This is a genomic window from Bariatricus sp. HCP28S3_F11, from assembly GCF_052065395.1.
Taxonomy (GTDB): Bacteria; Bacillota; Clostridia; order Lachnospirales; family Lachnospiraceae; genus Allocoprococcus.
The window spans coordinates 1-20,459 of sequence record NZ_JBQHUC010000028.1; the positions used below are offsets into that span (position 1 = coordinate 1).

Consider the following 20,459-nt stretch of genomic DNA (forward strand, 5'->3'; position numbering starts at 1 on the left):
ATTTCAAGGGGATAGTCTACCCATTTTTGTGGATAACTCGATTGATTTCATGGGAGCTGGTTCAAGGTTTTGTAGTATCGAGCATTTTTATATGCTCATGAATAATTCAGGATGAAGATTGTTTTAGATACACATGCACATACATTGGCAAGTGGACATGCATATAATACGATAAGAGAAATGGCAAAGGCGGCTGCGGATAAAGGACTGGAGGCGATCGCACTGACGGATCATGCGCCGGACATGCCCGGAAGCTGCCATTTGTTCTATTTTCAGAATCTGCGTGTCGTTCCAAGAAATCAATGCGGCGTAAAGCTCTTCCTTGGAACGGAAGCCAATATACTGGATGAGAACGGAAGTGTGGATCTCCCGGATTCGGTTCTTGCGGAAATGGATCTGGTCATTGCCAGTATTCATCCGCCGTGCTATAAAGGGGCAAAGACGAAAAAGGATATTACAAACGCATATCTTGCAGCAATGGAGAACCCGCATATTGATATTATCGGGCATCCGGATGATGGTAGATTTATGGTAGATTATGAAGCAATCGTAAAGAAGGCGAAAGAGACGCACACGCTTCTGGAACTGAATAACAGTTCCCTCCGTCCGGGAGGATTCCGTGTGAATACCAGGGAAAATGATCTGGAAATGCTGCGTCTCTGTAAAAAATATGAGGTGCCGATCTCCATTGGAAGCGATGCCCACGTGGATGTGGATCTGGCAGGATTTGATCTGGCGATGGAAGTTTTGAAAGAATGCGAATTCCCGGAAGAACTGGTGGTAAATACATCCCTTGAGAGGCTGGAAAAAATACTTGCCATCTAGTTTTCATTACTATATAATGAATATATTGAGGTGAGAAATATGACAATTGACACGGAAGATTTACTGAACAGTATTATGGAGAGTATCGGAAGGATCGATTATATCAAACCTGCTGATATCCCGAATATTGATCTCTATATGGATCAGGTAACGACCTTCATGGAGGAACAGCTTAAGACGACGAAGCGGTATCCGGATGACAAGATCCTGACGAAGACAATGATCAATAATTATGCGAAAAATGACCTCCTTCCTCCGCCGGTGAAGAAGAAATACACCAAGGAACATCTGCTGGTATTGATCTTTATTTATTATTTTAAGAGTATTTTATCCATCAAGGATATCGGAACTCTGCTCGAACCCATGATCAGCCGATATTTCGGCTCGGAATCCGAGTTGGATATGGAGCGCGTTTATGAAGAAATCTGTCAGATGGAGAAGGGCAGGGTCGGACAGACGCAGGAAAGTGTCGGCGAGCTGTACAAGATCGCTGAAGATTCTTTCAAAGATGCACCGGAAGAAGAAAGGGAGTATCTCCAGATGTTCGCCTTTATCTGTAATCTGAGTTTTGACGTATATATTAAAAAGCAGCTGATTGAAAAGCTCATTGACGGATTTCCGGAACATGAAGAAAATAAGAAAAAGCATAAAAAATAAGAACAGGACGCTTTCCCCAGGCGTCCTGTTTCTTCTCACTTTTATTCTTCAGTTGCCTCCGGGTCCTTGCTAAGGCGGGCGAAAACCATGTCATATCCGTCATTTCCATAATTCAGTGAACGGTTTACACGGCTGATCGTCGCTGTAGAAGCTCCTGTCTTTTCTGCGATTTCCAGATAAGTCTTCTGTTCTCTCAGCATCTTCGCTACTTCGAAGCGCTGTGAGAGTGATAACAGTTCATTTACCGTGCAGACATCTTCAAAAAAAGTATAACATTCTTCGCGGTTTTTCAGACTTAAAACAGCATCAAATAAAAAATCAACAGCTTCAGTTCTAATTTTCCGGCTCATGATGATCCCTCCGTATCTTTATTGACCATACCATTTTAACACAGTAAATTTTTAAAGTCTATAAATATTTTCTTAAGTTCCATTTGTATGTAGGGATTCTTGAAAAAACAAGAGACAATTGAAGGATTTTATATTATAATAAAAAGTACGTCTGCGAAGGCAGAGATTAGACAGGAAAAGACAGGCTGTGACAAGCGGCTGCAGAAAAGGATGTAGAATATGAGTATTTATGATTCATTAAACGAACAGCAGAAAGAGGCTGTTTGCCATACAGAAGGACCGCTTCTGATCCTTGCGGGAGCAGGTTCGGGAAAAACGAGAGTGCTGACACATCGAATCGCATATCTCATTGAAGAAAAAGGAGTGAATCCTTGGAATATACTGGCGATTACATTTACCAACAAAGCGGCAGGAGAAATGCGGGAGCGAGTGGATTCCATCGTAGGATTCGGGGCAGAGAGCATCTGGGTGAGCACCTTTCATTCCATGTGCGTCCGGATTCTGAGAAGATACATTGACCGTCTGGGATATGATACCAACTTTACGATCTATGACGCAGATGATCAGAAGACTCTGATGAAAGATGTGTGTAAATATTTGAAGATCGACACCAAGATGCTGAAAGAAAGAACCATTCTCGGGGCAATCTCATCGGCAAAGGATGAGATGGTCACACCGGAGGAATTTGCACTGAGGGCAGAGGGCGATTATATGCAGAAGAAGATCGCGCAGGCTTACACCGAATATGAGAAACAGCTGCGGGCAAACAATGCGCTGGATTTTGATGATCTGCTGCTAAAGACGGTTCAGCTTTTCCAGACACAGCCGGATGTTCTTGAGAGCTATCAGGAACGATTCCGCTATATCATGGTGGATGAGTATCAGGATACCAATACAGTACAGTTCATGCTTGTGAGTATCCTTGCGGGGAAATACAAGAATCTCTGTGTAGTCGGAGACGATGATCAGTCCATTTACAAATTCCGTGGGGCAAATATTAAGAATATTCTGAATTTCGAACAGGTATTTCCGAATACGAAGGTCATCAAGCTGGAACAGAACTATCGATCCACGACGACGATCCTGGATGCGGCAAATGCAGTGATCCGCAACAACAAAGGACGTAAGGCGAAGGCGCTCTGGACCCAGAACGGTCTGGGAACGCCGATTCAGTTCCGCCAGTTTGATACGGCATTTGATGAGGCGGAATACATAGTAAACAATATAAAAAATGAAGTAAATTCAGGAAAACGAAGCTATCATGACTTTGCGGTTCTCTATCGTACCAATGCCCAGTCCCGTATGTTTGAAGAAAAGTTGGTCGTATCCAATGTGCCCTATCGGATTGTGGGCGGCATCAATTTCTATGCCAGACGGGAGATCAAGGATCTTCTTGCATATCTGAAAACCATTGATAACGGAAGAGATGACCTGGCTGTGCGGAGGATCATTAATGTGCCGAAGAGGGGAATCGGCCTGACCACGATCAACCGCGTGCAGGAGTATGCCGCAGAGCGTGAGATCGGCTTTTATGATGCGCTGGTTGGCGCACACAGTATTCCGGCGATTGGGCGAAGCGCAGGGAAGCTGGAATCCTTTGTGGCGCTGATCGAACAGCTGAAAGCCGAAAGCGCAAACATGAGCATTTCCAAGCTTATGGATGAGATCATCGAGCTGACCGGGTACGTGGAAGAACTGCAGGCTGATACTGATGAAGAGGCACAAAGTCGTATTGAAAATATCGAAGAATTCAAGAATAAAATCATAGCATACGAGGAATTATGTGAAGCAGAGGGAACGAAAGTTACTTTGTCCGGATTTCTCGAAGAAGTCGCACTGGTAGCCGATATTGACAGTCTTGACGAGGATACCGATTACGTGGTTCTTATGACCCTGCATAGTGCGAAAGGATTGGAATTTCCGCATGTCTATCTGGCAGGCATGGAGGATGGACTTTTCCCAAGTTATATGTCTGTTACCTCGGATGATCCGTCCGATATCGAAGAAGAAAGAAGACTCTGTTATGTGGGAATCACCCGGGCGAAGGAAGAACTGACCCTCACCTGCGCAAGACGGCGGATGGTCCGGGGCGAGACACAATATAACAGGATGTCCCGTTTTATGCAGGAAATCCCACCGGAACTTTTATCTACCGGAGAAGTCTTCCACAAAGAAGAGAAAAAGGCAGAAGAGGCAAAGCGGACAGCATATCAGCAGGCTGTGATGAATTTCCACAAGAATGCCTATGCCGCACCGAAACAGTTCCAGGTCAAGAAGAGTGAGGGACTTTCTTACGGTGTAGGAGACAGGGTGCGTCATATGAAATTCGGTGAAGGAACGGTGACACAGATCACCGAAGGCGGACGTGATTACGAGGTGACGGTTCAGTTCGATACGGCCGGTGTAAAGAAGATGTTTGCTATGTTTGCAAAACTGGAAAAAGTCGAATAGAACGATAAAGAATTTCTAAAAATGATATAATTTGGTAGAAATTTAGTAACGGGAATGATATAATAATTTCATATTGATGAGCGTATGATACTCAGTGTAAGAACTCTGAGTGAATGGCAGAAAGGATGTGAAGGCATGAGCAGAATAGAAGAAATGCTTGCTACAACAAAATTGAATGACTTAATCCACAAGAAAGAGGAAGAGGATAAGGCTCAGAAGACGATTCTCTGGGTTCTGGCTATTGTAGGAGCAGTCGCAGCAGTTGCAGCAATCGCATATGCAGTATATTGTTTCTTTACCCCGGATTATCTTGAAGATTTCGATGAAGATTTCGACGATGACTTCGATGAAGATTTCTTCAGTGACGAGGATGAAGTACAGTAAGTTGAAAAGAGTAAAGCGAGGCAGGAATTGAGAGAAAGGTTCCTGTCTTGTTTTTTGCCATGCCTGAGCTTTGCTTATGCCAAGAAATTTGCATTGTTGATTAGAACAAGTATATTAGAATAGAATAGTATTTTTAGAGGTGTACGATGAAAAAAGGACAGATTCTGGAAGGAATGATTGAAAAAGTAGAATTTCCAAATAAAGGGATTGCAAGAATAGATGGGGAAGAGAAAAACGTGATTGTTAAAAACACATTGCCAGGGCAGAAGGTGAGCTTTGCAGTGAATAAAATCCGCAAAGGGCAGGCAGAAGGAAGACTCCTTCAGGTACTGGAACCGTCCCCGATTGAGATAGAACCGATGTGCCCACATTTCTGCCAGATGCCATCTGCAGAAGGAGACGATTTTCAAAAAGGCTGCGGAGGCTGCACGTATCAGAATCTCCCCTACGAAGAACAGATCCGCTTAAAAGCGACACAGATTAAAAACATGATGGATTCAGCGGTAAATGGAGACTATATCTGGGAAGGCGTCGCAGAAAGCCCGGTGCGGGAAGCATACCGGAACAAGATGGAATTCTCCTTCGGAGATGAGTACAAAGACGGTCCGCTTGCACTTGGAATGCATAAACGGGGAAGCTTTCATGACATCGTCCCTGTGACCGGATGCCGGATCGTAGATGAAGATTACCGGAAAATCCTTGCCGCCGTGCTGGAATTTGCCGCAGGGACAGGCCTTCCATACTACCACCGCATGCGTCATGTAGGATTCTATCGCCACCTACTGGTCAGAAAAGCGGTAAAGACAGGGGAAATCCTGATCGATCTTGTGACAACGACAGAGTATGAACTGGATAAAAGGGGACTGGTGAATTGCCTGACAGCCCTTGAACTGGACGGGACGATAGCCGGAATTCTTCATACGAAAAATGACAGCCTGGCGGATGTCGTGAAAGATGAAGGAACGGAAATATTGTATGGGCAGGATTATTTTTACGAAGAACTCCTGGGACTTAAGTTCAAGATCACACCATTTTCCTTCTTCCAGACCAACTCCCTGGGAGCGGAAGTGCTGTATGAAAAGGTAAGAGACTATGTCGGCGAGACGAAAGATAAGGTGATTTTCGATCTCTACAGCGGAACCGGCACCATTGCCCAGATCCTTGCGCCGGTTGCAAAAAAAGTTGTTGGTGTGGAGATCGTGGAAGAAGCAGTGGAAGCGGCAAAGGAAAATGCGAAAATGAACGGGCTCGATAACTGTACCTTCTGGGCAGGCGATGTGCTGAAGGTGATCGATGACCTCGGGGAAGTGCCGGATCTGATCGTGCTGGATCCGCCCAGAGACGGCGTGCACCCGAAGGCGCTGGAGAAGATCATTGATTTTGGTGTGGAGAAGATGGTGTATATTGCATGCAAGCCGACCAGTGTGGCGAGAGATCTGGAAATGCTGCAGGGGAGAGGGTATCAGGTGGAACGGATTGGGTGCGTGGATCTTTTTCCTGGGACTTATCATGTCGAGTCAGTAGTATTGCTGTCAAAGGTACAGAAGTAAATAGTGTAAATAGACTTAAAATAAAGCATTTCCGGGTATTCGGACAACCTTATGTGGGTTGCCTGGATACCCGGATTTTTTCTTTTTGAGAACAAATCAACCGCCGAAATCAGAGGTCGAGTTGACAGGATGAAAATGGCTAAGGTTGAGTTGACAGAAAGACTTTGCGGAGGGTTGAGTGGATAGGAATATTAAAAAAGCTGACCACCTGTATAGTGATCAGCTAATTTTATATTTTCTTAAAGAACTCTTCATCAATAGCGTAGGTAGTTACTGGATGAACTCCAATTTCATATTCAGTAAGTTTGTTAATGAACTCTTCGCCATCCAGGAGGTCGATTTGCTGCTTTCCGGGGCTACAAGCTTCTTCTCTAGCTGCCTTTGAGAAAGTACCAGTTGTGATAAAGAGCCCCTTTTCTATGTTTGTGGTTAGAGAACCACGAAAGTCTCTAATGTCTGGTGCACCGACAACACCGCTATATCGTTTGCATTGGAATGCAACATTGAAACTGAAAATCCCGTTGATTTTCAGTTTTCCAGTTCCATCAATTCCACCATCTCCAGATTTTTTTGTTACCTCTACCTGCGAAAAGCCACATTCACGAAGGACTCGTTGTGTCAATCTCTCGAACCCATATGGGTTCATTGATTGAAGAATTTCAGCTAACTTTTCTTTCCAAGGTTTAATTTCATCTGGATATTCTTCGTCATCGTTAGTGGGGTCATCATCTTCAGGGATATCATCTGTCGTGGTTGTAGTTGTAGCTTTGTTCCGCTTTTCTGCATTCTTTTTAACTACTGAAGCCACAATTTCTTTTTCATCTAATACATCTACACCTACAAATTCAGGAGTGATTGACCATACGGAACGGGCACTATTTTGAATTACTCCGTATTTAGAAAGATAGGTTCTTGCCCAAGCTAACTGATAAGACAACTCGCTTTGGTTAACTTTTCCCATGTGCGTAATATCAGCAACCTCATCCGGGATGTTTAAGTCTTTAATTACTTGGTTGAGAATTTCATCATTAGTTCCAGAACCACCGAGTTCTTTCAAAGCGGTAAAGGCAGGCATTATTAACTTATTGTATCGTGGAATTCGGCTGTCTATTTTGTTTCGCACATGATCACTTCCTTTACGGCATAATTAATTACAATTATACAGCACTAGGCTTCAAAGATCAAGATCACAGATTTGTAGATTCGTCTTCTATTATCCAATCATACCTTTAACAAATACGCAAAACAGCGTAATGGCGGAAAAAGGTCCCTCGTAAATACAGCGGAGAACGAAATTTTAGGTTCTCACAAAATTCCGCAGAAAAGTGTAATTTTAATATTGCCATTTACACACATCGGTGATATAATGTGTATATTATGAAAGATAGGAGGATCAGCTATGTCAGCAAAGAAGCTTACTTACGATGAACTTTTTAACTCGACAACAATGTTCTATATGAATGACCAGTATGAAGCAGAAATCGAAGAAGAAGTAAGGTCAAAAACGGCAGATATCTCCGTTGGCCTCAGAACTATTAAGGATAAAGAAAGTCTTAAACAATATATTATTGACCACAAAGATGCCTTGGATAATCTTACCTCTGTTGCAGAGATTTCTGTAGAACGATTTAAGCGTATGGTATCAATGATTAGAAAAGACAGAGGTTTTGTTTTTGCCACAGAATGGAGTCTTGGAAAAATAAGAACTGCGATGATGGAAAGTCCAGCTATGATGGAGAGTATTTTGAATCTCATCTGGAACGGCAAAAATGATGAGAAGATGAAGGCTTGTATCCCAGCTTTCTATCTGGAAAACATGGCAATGGATGAAACCACACTTAAAAAACTGCAGGATGAAAGCCTTGTGCGACAGCTGGTTAAGCGTGGATTAGAAGGAAGATACAGTAATGGTATTGGTGATGCAGTTCTTGCGGATATCGAGAGAGAAATCAAACGTGTTTGTGCAAAGCATGGGTTGGAGTATCAGAAGAACGTACGGGTGCCACTGTTGGACAGAGCAGTTAGTTTTGTTTTGGAGAGCCCAATGCAGCCTAAACTGATTATTGATGTCTCCTACAGCGTTACTACATCAAGTAGCCAAGGTAGCAAGAAAGAGGCAGCAAGAAAAACTGTTGAAGTCTTAAGTAGAGAAAAGGCGGCAGGTCGAAATATCGTGTTCGTTAATTTCCTTGATGGTGCTGGCTGGATTGGCCGCCAAGCGGACATGAGAGAGATACATCGTTGTTCTGATTATGTATTGAATTTTCAGAATCTTGGAACGTTAGAAGATATCATAGACGCTCATATTTCAGATTTTTAATGGAGGGCTTTTGAATGAATGCACAGGAGAGAAAAGCTAAATTAAAAGAATTCACTGATAATCCGGGTACCGCAGTTCGCACAGGTATTCCTATCACCTACCATAACAGCATCATCACCTTGAATGCATATGCAATTCCGTTGGAATATCTTGTGTACAACCCTTACAACGGTCGTATTGGTAGTGTAGTTAAATCCTATGAGAGACAGAACCACACTCTCAATCCAGAGGATTCTGCAGATAAGGCGCTGATTGAGAAGTTTTTATGGGAATCAAAGCCGGAAGCTAACAAGAAAACGAAGGCACGTCTTCTTAAGGAACATCAGCAAAAGCACGGTATCGTAACTGCAGATGGTATCATTATCGATGGAAATAGAAGAGCAAGTTTACTTAATAATATAATGGCAGATGCCGATATCCCGTATACGGATAAGAGCCATTGTCAGTACTTTATTGCCATCATCCTGCCGGAGGATGCAGATAAAAAAGAAATTCTTGCACTCGAGACTACATATCAGATGGGTGAAGACGCAAAGGTCGATTATAATCCTATCGAAAAGTATTTGAAGTGCAAAGACCTTAAGGACGCTGGATTTACCGATGATGATATTGCTGGAATGATGGACTGCAAACCTGGAGAGGTTCGTACCATGCTTTCTGCATTGAAATTGATGGATGAGTATCTTGACGAATATGGCTATTCAGGAATGTATACGCAGCTCGATAAGAATGAGGACTCATTCTTAAAACTGGATTCAGCTCTCAAAAAGTACAAAGCGGGAGTCCCGTCCATGTGGGCTTATGATCCAGACGCTGATGTTTCGGATTTGAAACTTATTGCTTTTGACTACATTCGCTCTGGCTTTGAACAGACTCTTTTCAGAAATATTATTACGGCGCCTACAGCAAAAAAACCTGCATCAAGTTTTTTTGCGAAGCAGGAAGTTTGGGAGACATTCAGGGATGCCCATTTTGAAGCAACTGATTCTATTCAGGAAGACTCTGTAGAGGACATTATGGCTACCAATCCTCCAGATTTATCTCGTGCATTAAAAGCAAGAGATAAGAAGTGGCAGCAGAAGGTCGGAGACGATTTTGAAGAGAACTTTGTGCGTTGTCTGGATCAGCTTAATAACCATGCAAATGCTGCTAAACCTCTCCAACAGTTAATTAAAGCCTGCCAGGCTCTTGAGGTAGTAGATGTTGACCAGCCGAGTTTCTTGAACGATAGCAGCGTCAAGGGGTGCGTAACTACTTTGGATGAGTTCGTGGCGAAGTTTAAAGAAATACTTGGAATGTAAAGGAAGCGTAGTGTATGAGGAAGCTATATCTTGAATCAAAAGAAAATAGCAATAGCCTTATCATTACTGGAGACATAGAGGCAATCTTTTCTAACCGAAGATCTGCCAGATATATTAAGGATAACCTGCACTATAGCCTAGTGCAGGAAGCCTTAGTTATTGATGTAGAGGATGACTTGAATAAAACAATAGACAGGCTGAAAAAGGTCTGCGAATATATTTCGGCTGAATTGATTTATTCTGGAAGCGTATCCGAGGCAGTAAACCAATATGCAATGGAAGAAGAAAAGTTTGCTGAATTTGCGGAAAAAGCACGATTGATTCGAGATAATCACTGTAATCGTGTTGATTTTCAAGCTTTTATAGATTCGGTAAGCAGAAACCTAAAAAATAGAAGTTTGTATGAACTTCAGCTTTTGTCGGCTTACCACTTGGCTTTTGCACAGAATGCGTGTAATTTTTCAGTACCAGGTGCTGGTAAAACAAGCGTGGTATATGGTGCATTTGCGTATCTATCAAATCTTGATAAGACCGATAAAAAGTATGTTGATAAGCTATTGATAATATCTCCGTTAAGCGCATTTGGACCGTGGGAATTAGAATACGAAGAGTGTTTTGGAGAAAAACCATCAACAAAGCGTTTGAACGGCTCGGTGTCTTTGGATGATAAGAAACAGTATTTATATTCTTTAGACCCCGCAAAAATCACATTACTTTCGTATGCGTCTGTACCATCTTTGAAGGAAGAACTGATTTATTTTCTTCGTAACAACAAGGTTATGGTGGTACTAGACGAGGCACATAAGATTAAGAATACGAGTGGTGGCATCACAGCTACCGGTGTACTTGACATTGCTACTTTTTGTTCTTCAAGAGTGGTCTTAACGGGTACGCCTGCACCAAATGGATATGAGGATCTTTACAACTTATATAAATTCATTTGGCCAACAAAAAAAGTTATTCCTTTCGAAGTGTATCAGCTAAAAGATATGAGTAAAGCTGAGAACGATCCTCGTGTTGATACCTTGCTTCGTGCTGTAGAGCCGTTTTTCATTCGTGTTAAGAAGAGTGATTTAGGTATTCCGGCGGCAACTGAACATGCGCCTATAATAGTTCGTATGGGTGATACCCAAAGGCGTATTTACGATGTAATTGAAAAACGATATATGGGTGAAATTGTATCAAACAGGGATAACAGTTTCAGACAGGATCTAGTAAAGGCTCGATTAATTCGATTGATGCAAGCTGCTACAAACCCCAACCTGTTAACGGTGCCATTAAAGAACTTCGCGTCCTTTGAGGACTTTGACCCGGAAGTTGTCGAAGAGGATAATTCCTTAATAAATGACATTTTGCAATATTCTGCAAATGAAGTACCTGCAAAATTTGTAAAGGCAAGAGAATTAATTGAAGACATTATCCAAAATAAAGGCAAGGTTGTAGTTTGGGCTATTTATGTAAAGAATATTTTAGACTTTGAAGCATATTTACAATCCTGTGGTATACCCTGCAGAACTCTGTACGGTGCAACACCTGTTTCTTCTGGTGATGAAGATGATGACACCACCGAAACCCGTGAGAAGATTATCTCAGAGTTTCATCGTGAAGATTCATCATTCAATGTCATCATTGCTAATCCGTTCGCAGTATCTGAATCGATTTCTTTGCATAAAGTGTGTCACAATGCAATTTATATGGAACGTAGTTTTAATGCTGCTCACTTCATTCAGTCAAAAGATAGAATTCACAGATATGGCTTAAAACAAGGAACAGTAACCAATTACTATTATCTCTTGTCCGAAGACTCTGTTGATGATGTAATTCACAACAGGCTTATCACAAAGGAGACAAGGCTTCGTGAGATAATCGAGAGTATGCCGATCCCGCTCTTTGAAAATGCGGAATTGGAGACTGGAGATGAAGATATCAAAGCCTTGATAGCAGAGTATGTTAATAGAACTAAAAAGATGTAATTCAATCGGCAATGTTGATGGTCTACTGTTCCTGATATCAATGATTGCCGGAAAGGATAAAATAAGCCAATCTGAAATTCGGAATAGATGTGCACTTGAGAACGGAATAACTCTGAATTGCCCAGGTGCAATTGCGTTTCTGCAGTATTTGGGATATGTAGATGTCACTGATAGCAGTGTTGTTCCTAATGATAGCATGAACGTTTTTTCTGCAGAGAAAGTTGATGTTATTAAAATCCTTATTAAGCGGTGTATGGAATGCCTAGTTGAGGAAGGTATATTCGATGCAGACACAATAGGGTTTGATTCTGAAAAAGGACGCTTGAGCATAAAGCGCTCTGCGTTTCCACTCTCTCATGCAGCTATAAGAAATTTTCTTACGACAGCGGGAGCGTTGGAAAAGGAAGAACACGGCGAAATATGTCTGACAGATTATTATGAGAGTGACTTTACAGCGCAGCTACGTTCTAGAAAGAAGAGATTTACTCTTGAAGAACTGATGCAAAAACAAGAAGAACAGAGCATGCGTGGTCTTGAGGCTGAAGAGTTTGTCCTTGAAATCGAGCGCAGTCGACTGCCTATTAAAGCCGGGAAAATAAAGAGAATTTCTGATATTGATGTATCTGCTGGTTATGATATTGTCTCATTTAGCAAAGCGGAATCAGAAACCTATGATCGGTTTGTAGAAGTTAAGTGCTATATTGGACAGCCACATTTTTATTGGTCTGAAAACGAAGTGGATGTTGCTAAGATTAAAGGTGAGAAATACATTCTTTGTCTTGTAGATTATTCACGGATATTAGAACCTGGTTATGAACCAGAGTATATTTCAGATCCATACAGCGTAATATTTGATGATGAATCCTGGATGGTAAATACGGCATCTTACAGAATTCAAAAGATATAAAAAGTGGGCATGACTTAAAAAGTCATGCCCAAAGTTTTTCTTATGCTCTATACAAATCAGCAAGTCTTCCAGAGATCGCTTTTATGACAGGAACGCATACTGTATTTCCGAGGAGATCAAACGCTTCACTTTCTTTTAAGAATGATAAATCATAATCTTCTGGGAAGCCACAGAGTCGTTGTCCTTCTCTGATTGAAAGTCTACGAAGACCATCACCATCGATAATTCCAAGATGAGATACATCCATTGCAACAAGAGTCGGTGCCAAATCATTTGGATTGAGAATCTTCGTGAATTCAAATGAAAGCTTTCCGGCTACGATGTTGTATCCCTTAGGTTTTGTTTCGTCCGGGACTCTACGTCCGTTTTCTTTCTTTCGAGGATGTTCTAAGGTTAAATACCCCATATCAACAAGTTCGGTGAGAAAATCATGTAAATCTTCTCTTGGGAAGAATGTTGAAATCTGTGCCTCTGTCAGAGGCATACCGTCCATCCAATCGATTCCTATTTCAGCTGCCCATTTGCGTTTGCGTCTTTCTAACAACAACTGGTTTAAGAATTCACATTGTTCTGCAGTAGTGTCTCCTTTAAGACCTAACTCCCAACTATGGATGTTGTCAGCACCGCCACGCTTATCCTTGATAGCTTTGCCAACAACTTGATCTGGGGTAAAGTGTGCGAACAGTTTCTTTGTGAATTCTGAGTCTACTGTAGGCAAGCCACTTTCAAGGATATCTCCTAACACAGCAGTTTCATCATTGAAATTATCAAGAGATACATGGGCGTCAACACTACCGACGATGTATACTCTTTTTCTTGACTGTGCCAACCCAAAGTATTGGCTATCAATAAGACGATAAGATACATAGTATCCTAACTGTTTCAAGTGATTGACAATTATAGAAAGGGTTCTTCCGTTATCGTGATTCACTAGACCTTCGACATTCTCCAATAAAAAGCCGTATGGTTTCTTTTCTTTTAGAATACGTTCAATTTCAAAGAACAGTGTACCACGAGTGTCTTCAAAACCAAGACCAAGACCTGCAGCTGAAAATGGCTGACACGGAAAACCCGCTAAAAGAAAATCAAAATCAGGAATTTCAGAAGCCGGGATTTGTGTGATGTCTCCAGCAACATCTGAATCTCGATAATAATTCTTATAAGCTTTGATTGCGTATTCCTTTATTTCGCTACTGAACACGCAGTTGGGGTTAAATCCTCTCTCACGAAATGCAGATTCGAATCCAAGTCGAATTCCACCAAGTCCAGCAAAGAGATCAATAAATCTAACCTCGTTATCAGCAGATCTTTTCCGTCTGGATATCTGTGCTTCTATTAGATCTATACACTTTTCAGAAAAGCTGTTTCCTTGAGCATACAGTTCAATCTCATCATTTTGGGTTGGGGTAATATAGATGGTTTTTGCAATCTTCTTTTGGCTTTCTGGGAGAGGAGTGCGTCCTGAACCTTCTCGTTTTCCTCCGTGCATAAGCATACTCCTTCCAGGTTATTCTACTCCGTCAATAATAATACCACATGAAACTTGATTTTGCAATGCCTTAAATCAAGTTGGAAAGACTTTGTTTTTCGTAGGCATTGACAAACATGTATCGGTGTAGTATATTAATATTACGCAAAAGAGCGTAATGGCGTAATTGCTAAAAGGAGGAAGAAAGATGGCAGGAGAATTTGGAGCATTTATAGCTCGTAAGCGTTTGGAAAAAGATATCAAGTTAAAGCCTATCGCAGAAAGGCTTGGTGTTTCAGTAACTTATTTGTCTGACATTATTAAAGGCCGTAGAAATCCACCCGATATCGATGGATTAGAGGCTATTGCTGCAGCATTAAATCTTGATGAGAACGAACGCAATGAAATGTTTGATCTCGCAGGCAGAGAGAGAAACCAAGTATCCCCTGACTTGCCAGAATATATCATGGATGAGGCTTTACCGAGTGCACGAGTTGCTTTAAGAAGGGCAAAGAGTCAAAGTCTTGGAGATGACTTTTGGCAGGAGGTTAATAAAATCATTGATAAAAGAAATGGAGGCCACTAATGAACTACAACCCAAACAGTTTAGTACCATTCATTCCGCCAGAAGAGTATGATGCCGTGGCAGAAGAGTTTCTAAGTTTGTACTGCGAAGAGGCTCTGCTGAAACCAATGGCGGTCCCGATAGAACACATTGCAAAAAATGAATTAGGGCTGGATGTGAAGTATATTTGTCTATCCGAGGAACTGGATATTTACGGTATGACACTCTTTACGGATGGTGCAGTTGAGATATACGACCCAGAAGAAGGTTTGTATGACACGAAGGTGTTTAAAAAGAAAACCGTTCTTATTGATCCCGAGGCTGTAAAGAAAACGAATATCGGTTGTCGAAATAATACATTGGCTCACGAGTGTGTTCACTGGTTCAAGCATAGACTATATTATAAGATGCAACAGTATACGCTTCCTCGGCAAGCTAAACATTGCAAATGCAGAGTCTGTGACCTTCCTGGTTTGACTGACGAAGAAAACATTATGGAGGCTCAAGCTGTAGGTATTGCCCCAAGAATCCTTATGCCGAAATCAACTTTTATTGAAGCAGCTGAAGATGTTGGGATTATTCCAGGGGAAGATAACTGGAGAGCGGTTGCTGAACTTGCTGAACTATTTGATGTGTCGAAGCAGTCAGTCGGCATTAGACTTGAAGAATGTGGCTTACTATAATACTTGCTGTTAATACAGCAGCAAGTATATTTTTTTGATATTAAGTTACGCAAAACAGCGTAATTGCGTAAGAAAGGAGGGCGATGCCTATGAATAACGCAAGGAAGGAGGAAGATAAATGCTTGAAGTTAGGGATGCTAACAATTGCAAAGTATGTGAGATAGAGGAGTGTTCAGGAATGATATATGTTGGATACAAAAGGCAGATGAATACAGTTGAATTGTCAATTGGGAAGCCATATACAATAGAGCGAAATGGTTGCCGGACTGTAATTACAAGAACAATTGGGAATCATTACAGAATTAACCGATACAGTGCTTAATTAAATATGCTGCAATCCGCAGAGCTGATTTACGGCCAGGATTTGTTCTTCACTTTGGAGGACTTCCTGGCCGTTTTTGCTTTTATTTGCCATTCTTTCGACTTGCGAATCCTGGTTTATTACGTGGACGATCCGGATTCTCTTTATCTTTCATACGTTGTCTACGTTTGGCAACAAGCGAACCGCAACGATGAGAGCAGTACATTCTATCAAGATGCCCTTCATTGGGTGTGAAGAACTTCTCACAGGTAGGGTTCTTACACTTTTTCAGCATGTTTTTTGAAGAAATCATTAGCAATAATTCCATGCAGAACCCTTCAAATTGGAAATTGAAATTCCAATCCACATTAAACTCTCCATTTGCTGTAGGTGTCATTTGTGGATGAACCTGATGCATGAGTTCATTTATGGAGTCCGCCAAAACAAACGGGGCCACATCATACATGATTTGTTGCAGTTCTTGTGGGATGTCTAAATCAAAAGGAACGGTCAAACTGAAAAACTCATCATATTCCATCTGATTCAAAGCAGCAGTATCGAGTTTACATACTTCAATGATTAGATTATAGAGCTTTTGGATATAGGGCTTACGTAGTAAGCGAGACAGTTCTTTATCAATGTAAACCTTGTTTTGATTTTTTCCAATAGCTTGTATTTCGGAACAAAAATCAAGCAGATCAATAGCAAGTTTTCCTTGTGTCGTTTTGCTTTTATGACGCACGGATAGGAAGTAGTACTGAAAGGCGGTTGTAGGTGTATGACATTCTGGGTCATCACCATCGAAATTGTATAGAGCGAACCTGTCATACAACAAGAGAGGGAGCAGATATTTAAGCATATCCAGAGGTTTTTTCTCTTTACTTTCAAGTTCGTATTTTATCTGCATCATACGTTTTGCAGTAGACACATGTCGACAAAACTCACTCTTAGTCATGGTGTCATTTCGGTAATAAGGATTCCATGCCGCATAGGCTTCTTCTGTAAAGTCAATTCCCATTATGTAGTAGCCAGGCTGTTGATCATTGATTTTTGCTGATGAATACGGAAGTCCATACCTGTTACAGAAGTCAAGTATTTCAGCATCTTTGCTTGTATCAATGTTAGCTAGGTCAACCAGAAGATATTGATTGGTTTTGAAATCATCACAGAACAAACGCTTTTTTATTAGCTTTTTTTCACCTTCTCTTGCTGGATGAAACTCTTCTGATACGAGTATTGCATTTCCGTTATCATCAACGATTCGGTATGTACCAACGTAATTATCTACAAAGAAACCTCGGTCTGATGTAATCATGGATATCCCTCCTTGTGTCATACAAAACGGTATATAGAGCGTATGACGTTGTTTATTTATAATTGTATCACAACGAAATAAATATTCCTATTTGAACTTTCAGATGACGTCGCATTTGGTGCGATGTGATCTGAAGGCTCAAAGCTTTCAAAAAATCTCATCGTCTGAGATGCGCATTAGGACGGCGGGATGCATATAGGAAATCCGAAACAGCGAAAGCTGTGCAGAACTCCGATGCACCCACCGTATTTCAGCATGCTCACTTTCAGGCTCGGGGTCGGTGGAATCGGAATCCATCGACCCCTTTTGCGTCCCACCGTTCTTGCCCACCAGGCAGAAAGGAAGGGACTTTATGAGAAAGTTCAAAACAGCAGCGGATAACCGCACCAACTACATTTATTACTTCAATGACGGCAGCAAGTGCGTCATCACTCCGGGAGAAGACGGAGAAAACACTACCATCATAGCACAGCTTCATGCGATGGATGATGAACAGGTCGATGCTGACCGTCGTGAGGATTATCACTGCCCGGTTCATTACCAGGCATACTCCGATGGCGAAGGAGAAGATGCGGATGACCGCAACCCTTATCTGTGCGACACAGATGCAGATCCATTGGAGCAGATGCTTGCCTCTATCAGACAGCAGGAACATTCGGACAAGCTGGACAGGCTCAAAGCGGCACTTACCACACTTACTGACCTGCAGAGAGACACCATCTACAAAAAATTCTACCGCAACATGTCCAACGTGGATATTGCAGCGGAAGAAGGCGTGTCCGAGGCAGCAATCCGTAACCGTCTGAAAAAGATCTTTGCAAATCTTGCGAAAAAAATCTAAGAAATGGGGGTTCGATTCCCCCGTTCCTTTCGCATATGGACAGAGGGATACAACAAAAGACCCTCGGAAAGGAGCCAATGCAATGAAACACAAAGTATGTATCAACATTGCAAAACCCGGCGGTACACCGACCCCGGTAGTAAGAAGCGGTACTGTGCAGATTCGAAAGCGTCTGCTCGACTTCCTCTTTGGGCAGCAGGCCAATGTCCTTGTCCTGTCCCCCGGTGACTCGGTGCAGACTGTCGAGATCCGAGAACTGAAGGAGGGAGGTAAGAACCGTGACTAACAATCAGAAGTACAACTTATTTCTTGATGCGGTGAGAATCATCCGCTCTCTGGCAGATGTGTTCGAGGCAATTGCAGAAACCTACAGAGATGCAACTGTAGTAGAAGCCGATGCCAAGGTCATTGATACACAGGAAGTAAAGGAACTCCCTGCTGAGAAGGAAGTAACCTTGGAAGATGTCCGTGCTGTTCTGGGTCAGAAGAGCCAGGCTGGTATGACTGCCGAAGTGAGAGAACTCATTACAAAATACGGCGGCACCAGACTGTCAGACATTGACCCGGCACAGTACAAGGCACTTCTTGCTGAAGCGGAGGTGTTGGGAAATGAGTAAACACGCATTTCTTTCTCCTTCCGGTTCACACCGTTGGCTGAACTGCACACCAAGTGCGATGCTTGAATCCGAGTTTCCGGGCGGCAGCAGTTCAGCCGCCGAAGAAGGTACCGCAGCCCACGCATTTTGCGAACACAAGTTAAAGAAAGCGCTCCGCAGAAGAAGCAAAAGGCCTGTCTCCGATTACGATAGTGACGAGATGCAGGAGTACACCGATAGTTATGTGGATTATGTGCTGGAGCAGCTTGAAGTCGCAAAGCAGGCCTGCAAAGACCCAATGGTGCTGATTGAGCAGAAAGTAGACTTTTCGGAATATGTTCCGGACGGCTACGGTACAGCAGACTGCATCATCGTATCGGACGATGCCCTGCAGATTATTGATTTTAAGTACGGGCTGGGAGTTTTGGTGGATGCTGAACAGAATACGCAGCTGATGTGTTATTCCATCGGTGCGCTGAACATCTTCGATAGCCTGTATGACATCAAGCAAGTAACGATGCACATCTTTCAGCCTCGCAGGGAGAATGTCCAGAGCTGGACTATCCCGGTAGATGAACTGAAAGCATGGGCAGAGAACGAACTGAAGCCGAAGGCACAGATGGCCTTAAACGGCGAGGGCGAATATCACCCCGGCGAATGGTGTCAGTTCTGTAAGGCAGCAGTACGCTGTCGAGCAAGGGCAGAAGAAAAACTTCGTCTTGCACAGCAGGAGTTCAAAATGCCGCCGCTTCTTACAGATGCTGAAATCGAAGAAGTGCTGACTATCCTTCCTGACCTTACCAAGTGGGCAGACGGCATACTGGCTTATGCCACCGATGCGGCAGTCAACCACGGCAAGGAGTGGAACGGCTTCAAGGTTGTCGAAGGCAGATCCGTCCGCAAGTACAAGGACGAAGAACTGGTCGCACAGGCAGCCAAAGACCACGGCTATACCGATATCTACCGTCAGAGTCTTATCACCATGACGGAGATGCAGAAGCTGATGGGCAAGAAACAATTTGAACAGATCCTGGGTGACCTCATTGTGAAACCCCAGGGTAAGCCGACCTTGGTTCCGATAACGGACAAGCGTCCGGCAATGAACGTAACAAACGCCAATAACGAATTTAAACAGGAGGATTAATATCATGGCTATTTCTAAGACAAAAGTTATCACAGGTGTAAACACTCGTCTCTCTTATTTCCACGGCTGGGAACCTACCAGCATCAACAACGGACCTGAGAGATATTCCGTTTCCGTACTTATCCCTAAGTCTGACACCGAAACAGTGAAGGCTATCAATGAGGCTATCGATGCCGCAATCGAGGAGGGCGTTGCCAAGTTCGGCGGCAAGAAGCCTAACAAGGCCGCTATCAAGCTTCCTTTGCGTGACGGTGATACCGAGCGTGATGATGAGGCCTATAAGGGTCATTACTTCATCAATGCCAACAGCACAACTCCGCCTCAGATCGTGGACAAGTATGTGAAGCCTATCCTTGACCGCAATGAAGTATACTCCGGCTGTTATGCACGTGTATCTCTGAACTTCTATGCGTTCAACAGTAACGGTAACAAGGGCGTGGCATGCGGACTGGGCAACATCCAGAAGATCCGTGACGGTGAAAGCCTTGGCGGCAGAAGTTCTGCAACTGACGATTTCAGCACTGTGGCTGATGACGATTTCCTTTCCTAAACATATAAACCCGGCGGGCGGTGGTGTAGCCACCGTCTGCCCCACAATGAATAACGAGGTGAACGTAATGAACGAATTATACGAATTTATGAAACAAGTCGATGTGATAGTCCTTTTCTGCCTGATCTACGGTCTTGCCATCAATGGTATCGTATGGGCAGTGTGCGAATTCTTTAGCTTTGTAGTAAAGAAGGTAAAGTGCTTTATTGCCAAACGCAAAGAGAAAAAGGCTGCACATGAGGATGATGTGACGGAGTAAACATGACGGGCGGCGGAGG

Annotated in this window: 22 protein-coding genes; 18 read left to right on the forward strand and 4 right to left on the reverse strand. The window is 42.8% G+C overall.

The genetic code is table 11. The features are described from left to right. Positions 1-111: 111 nt before the first annotated feature. Both ACTNBR_RS12125 and ACTNBR_RS12130 read left to right on the forward strand, forming a co-directional pair. Complete coding sequence (locus ACTNBR_RS12125) at positions 112-825, forward strand: phosphatase (RefSeq protein ID WP_427819682.1); 714 nt, start codon at positions 112-114, stop codon at positions 823-825. Between the two features lie 39 nt (positions 826-864). After that, on the forward strand, positions 865-1,482 hold the full coding sequence (locus tag ACTNBR_RS12130; RefSeq protein ID WP_427808529.1) for a DUF1836 domain-containing protein: 618 nt from the start codon (positions 865-867) through the stop codon (positions 1,480-1,482). Positions 1,483-1,523: 41 nt separating this feature from the next. Here the strand turns inward: ACTNBR_RS12130 and ACTNBR_RS12135 are convergent, their stop codons facing one another. After that, positions 1,524-1,832, reverse strand: a complete 309-nt coding sequence (locus ACTNBR_RS12135; RefSeq protein ID WP_427808531.1) for a YerC/YecD family TrpR-related protein — start codon at positions 1,830-1,832, stop codon at positions 1,524-1,526. 219 nt (positions 1,833-2,051) lie between these two features. Between ACTNBR_RS12135 and pcrA the strand changes: the two genes are divergently transcribed. The 3 genes from pcrA to rlmD all read left to right on the forward strand — a co-directional run bounded on the left by pcrA (position 2,052) and on the right by rlmD (position 6,217). After that, positions 2,052-4,283, forward strand: a complete 2,232-nt coding sequence (pcrA, locus tag ACTNBR_RS12140) for a DNA helicase PcrA (protein ID WP_427808533.1) — start codon at positions 2,052-2,054, stop codon at positions 4,281-4,283. 135 nt (positions 4,284-4,418) lie between these two features. Then, entirely contained in the window at positions 4,419-4,667 is a 249-nt protein-coding gene (locus ACTNBR_RS12145; protein ID WP_427808535.1) for a DUF4366 domain-containing protein, read from the forward strand. Between the two features lie 146 nt (positions 4,668-4,813). Continuing rightward, positions 4,814-6,217, forward strand: coding sequence for a 23S rRNA (uracil(1939)-C(5))-methyltransferase RlmD (rlmD, locus tag ACTNBR_RS12150; RefSeq protein ID WP_441018469.1), 1,404 nt, complete (start codon positions 4,814-4,816; stop codon positions 6,215-6,217). A 229-nt stretch (positions 6,218-6,446) separates the two neighbouring features. Here rlmD and ACTNBR_RS12155 read toward each other — a convergent pair whose 3' ends face one another. After that, positions 6,447-7,340: a restriction endonuclease gene (locus ACTNBR_RS12155; protein WP_441018467.1), complete on the reverse strand. Its 894-nt coding sequence runs from the start codon at positions 7,338-7,340 to the stop codon at positions 6,447-6,449. Positions 7,341-7,616: 276 nt separating this feature from the next. On the opposite strand from ACTNBR_RS12155, the gene ACTNBR_RS12160 reads away from it, so the two are divergent. From ACTNBR_RS12160 to ACTNBR_RS12175, 4 genes are read left to right on the forward strand one after another with little or no spacing between them, the layout of a single operon-like run. Further along, entirely contained in the window at positions 7,617-8,537 is a 921-nt protein-coding gene (locus ACTNBR_RS12160) for a DpnII family type II restriction endonuclease (RefSeq protein WP_441018466.1), read from the forward strand. A gap of 14 nt (positions 8,538-8,551) precedes the next feature. Next, positions 8,552-9,838, forward strand: coding sequence for a hypothetical protein (locus ACTNBR_RS12165; protein ID WP_441018464.1), 1,287 nt, complete (start codon positions 8,552-8,554; stop codon positions 9,836-9,838). A 14-nt stretch (positions 9,839-9,852) separates the two neighbouring features. Next, a complete protein-coding gene (locus tag ACTNBR_RS12170) occupies positions 9,853-11,811 on the forward strand; it encodes a DEAD/DEAH box helicase (protein ID WP_441018462.1) in 1,959 nt (652 codons plus the stop codon). Next, the gene (locus tag ACTNBR_RS12175) at positions 11,786-12,718 is read left to right on the forward strand and encodes a DUF3883 domain-containing protein (RefSeq protein ID WP_441018460.1); all 933 of its coding nucleotides are present in this window, start codon (positions 11,786-11,788) and stop codon (positions 12,716-12,718) included. The genes ACTNBR_RS12170 and ACTNBR_RS12175 overlap by 26 nt, the downstream gene beginning before the upstream one ends. A gap of 40 nt (positions 12,719-12,758) precedes the next feature. Here ACTNBR_RS12175 and dcm read toward each other — a convergent pair whose 3' ends face one another. After that, positions 12,759-14,207 carry a DNA (cytosine-5-)-methyltransferase gene (gene dcm / locus ACTNBR_RS12180; protein ID WP_441018458.1) on the reverse strand — a complete coding sequence of 483 codons (1,449 nt, stop codon included), beginning with the start codon at positions 14,205-14,207 and terminating at the stop codon, positions 12,759-12,761. A gap of 187 nt (positions 14,208-14,394) precedes the next feature. Here dcm and ACTNBR_RS12185 point away from each other — a divergent pair, with 187 nt between their 5' ends. The 3 genes from ACTNBR_RS12185 (at position 14,395) to ACTNBR_RS12195 (ending at position 15,756) form a co-directional block, all read left to right on the forward strand. Beyond that, complete coding sequence (locus tag ACTNBR_RS12185) at positions 14,395-14,772, forward strand: helix-turn-helix domain-containing protein (RefSeq protein WP_441018456.1); 378 nt, start codon at positions 14,395-14,397, stop codon at positions 14,770-14,772. Next, complete coding sequence (locus ACTNBR_RS12190; RefSeq protein ID WP_441018454.1) at positions 14,772-15,434, forward strand: ImmA/IrrE family metallo-endopeptidase; 663 nt, start codon at positions 14,772-14,774, stop codon at positions 15,432-15,434. Before ACTNBR_RS12185 ends, ACTNBR_RS12190 begins: the two co-directional genes overlap by 1 nt. A gap of 118 nt (positions 15,435-15,552) precedes the next feature. Beyond that, on the forward strand, positions 15,553-15,756 hold the full coding sequence (locus tag ACTNBR_RS12195) for a hypothetical protein (RefSeq protein ID WP_441018452.1): 204 nt from the start codon (positions 15,553-15,555) through the stop codon (positions 15,754-15,756). A gap of 82 nt (positions 15,757-15,838) precedes the next feature. Here the strand turns inward: ACTNBR_RS12195 and ACTNBR_RS12200 are convergent, their stop codons facing one another. Continuing rightward, complete coding sequence (locus ACTNBR_RS12200) at positions 15,839-17,050, reverse strand: hypothetical protein (RefSeq protein WP_441018450.1); 1,212 nt, start codon at positions 17,048-17,050, stop codon at positions 15,839-15,841. 352 nt (positions 17,051-17,402) lie between these two features. Between ACTNBR_RS12200 and ACTNBR_RS12205 the strand changes: the two genes are divergently transcribed. The 6 genes from ACTNBR_RS12205 (at position 17,403) to ACTNBR_RS12230 (ending at position 20,440) form a co-directional block, all read left to right on the forward strand. Further along, positions 17,403-17,891 carry an RNA polymerase sigma factor gene (locus ACTNBR_RS12205; RefSeq protein ID WP_441018448.1) on the forward strand — a complete coding sequence of 163 codons (489 nt, stop codon included), beginning with the start codon at positions 17,403-17,405 and terminating at the stop codon, positions 17,889-17,891. Between the two features lie 82 nt (positions 17,892-17,973). Next, positions 17,974-18,177, forward strand: a complete 204-nt coding sequence (locus tag ACTNBR_RS12210) for a hypothetical protein (protein WP_441018446.1) — start codon at positions 17,974-17,976, stop codon at positions 18,175-18,177. Beyond that, positions 18,170-18,508 carry an rRNA biogenesis protein rrp5 gene (locus ACTNBR_RS12215; RefSeq protein WP_441018444.1) on the forward strand — a complete coding sequence of 113 codons (339 nt, stop codon included), beginning with the start codon at positions 18,170-18,172 and terminating at the stop codon, positions 18,506-18,508. Before ACTNBR_RS12210 ends, ACTNBR_RS12215 begins: the two co-directional genes overlap by 8 nt. Further along, positions 18,501-19,631, forward strand: coding sequence for a DUF2800 domain-containing protein (locus ACTNBR_RS12220; protein ID WP_441018442.1), 1,131 nt, complete (start codon positions 18,501-18,503; stop codon positions 19,629-19,631). Before ACTNBR_RS12215 ends, ACTNBR_RS12220 begins: the two co-directional genes overlap by 8 nt. Before the next feature lie 4 nt (positions 19,632-19,635). Further along, on the forward strand, positions 19,636-20,181 hold the full coding sequence (locus tag ACTNBR_RS12225) for a DUF2815 family protein (protein ID WP_278778867.1): 546 nt from the start codon (positions 19,636-19,638) through the stop codon (positions 20,179-20,181). A 67-nt stretch (positions 20,182-20,248) separates the two neighbouring features. Continuing rightward, entirely contained in the window at positions 20,249-20,440 is a 192-nt protein-coding gene (locus ACTNBR_RS12230; protein WP_278826185.1) for a hypothetical protein, read from the forward strand. Positions 20,441-20,459 lie beyond the last annotated feature (19 nt).